Here is a 1,191-nt window from a genome sequence, read left to right on the forward strand (position 1 = left end):
CCATTGAATTTGCATACTTAGTATGCGAATTCAGGAGGTGTTTTTTTCATGTGCCACTATTCGGGTTCACTTCATATATATTAGGTGTTTTTTTATTTGGCAAAGATAATAGATTGAAATCAGTATAGGTATTCTCTACTATATTTATACGTATTGAAATCATTTTGAAATATTGTTTGAACGAGTTGTATACATTCGGTATCATAAAAACTTTCGAAAGTGGGGTAGCGAGGAAATAAAGGGTCAGTAATATCGGCTTCGCTAAAATTCCCTTTATAAATCATGGCGGGAGTTTGATGATGCCATGATATTGAGAACTCATTTATTGGTGCAGTTTTTAATTCGAAACGCTTTTCTAATGCTTTCATATCCTGATCGAAGTTTTCTAAGTATATATAATTGGTCACATATTCTTCTTCACCAGCTATATATTGTTGTGTGAAATGCGGGTTAATATCATTTCCTTGAGCATCATTAATGAATAGATAGTATAGAAATTGTTTAAATGAGAGGCCTTTGGAGGAGTTTTCATCTTGATATAAAAACTTTCGGATGGGCTTCCATTCGGGATTTTCTATATAGGGAGGTGCGATTAAGGATACGAAAGAGCTCACTGCTCGTCTATAAGGGTTACGAACAAGTTTAAAAGTTTCTTTTTGTTTTTCGCGTAATGCTATACCTAGTCGAACACTATAGGCAGGTGTACTTTTGTATATGTCATATTCATAATTATGAATGAAAGGACTATAATTTAGAGCTGTCTGTAATAAGTCAATCTGATAAAAAAACCACTTAGCAAGAGAAGTACAACCACTTTTTTGGCTCCAAAATAGAATGATAGGAAAATTCTTATGATAATGTGGGTTTCTTGAATGGGCGTTGACGATATGTAATAAGGAAGGATCGAACAATCTCTACACCCCTTTCAGGTATTTTAATTATATGTATGAAAAATAAAGAGGAATATGAGTAGCTGTTTCATCTTTTCTAAAAAAGTGAAAGATTAATATTGACTATTATTGAATAGGGGTGTAATATAGAACAAGTCGCCGATGACAACAACGTTGAAAGCGACAAACGAAATAAAAAACTTAGTTGACATTGAAAGATGAAAATGTTAACATAAGGAAGTCGCAAATGAGCGACAGACAAGTTCTTTGAAAACTGAACGAAACAAACAACGTGAAACGT

The 1,191-nt window shown here is 33.2% G+C and carries 1 protein-coding gene; it reads right to left on the minus strand.

What is annotated here, in order from left to right; genetic code table 11:
* Positions 1–119: 119 nt before the first annotated feature.
* Complete coding sequence (locus PDQ33_RS28870) at positions 120–911, minus strand: sulfotransferase family 2 domain-containing protein (protein ID WP_000460200.1); 792 nt, start codon at positions 909–911, stop codon at positions 120–122.
* Between the last annotated feature and the right edge of the window lie 280 nt (positions 912–1,191).

It is taken from the genome of Bacillus cereus group sp. Bc031 (assembly GCF_027716265.1).
GTDB classification, from domain to species: domain Bacteria; phylum Bacillota; class Bacilli; order Bacillales; family Bacillaceae_G; genus Bacillus_A; species Bacillus_A paranthracis.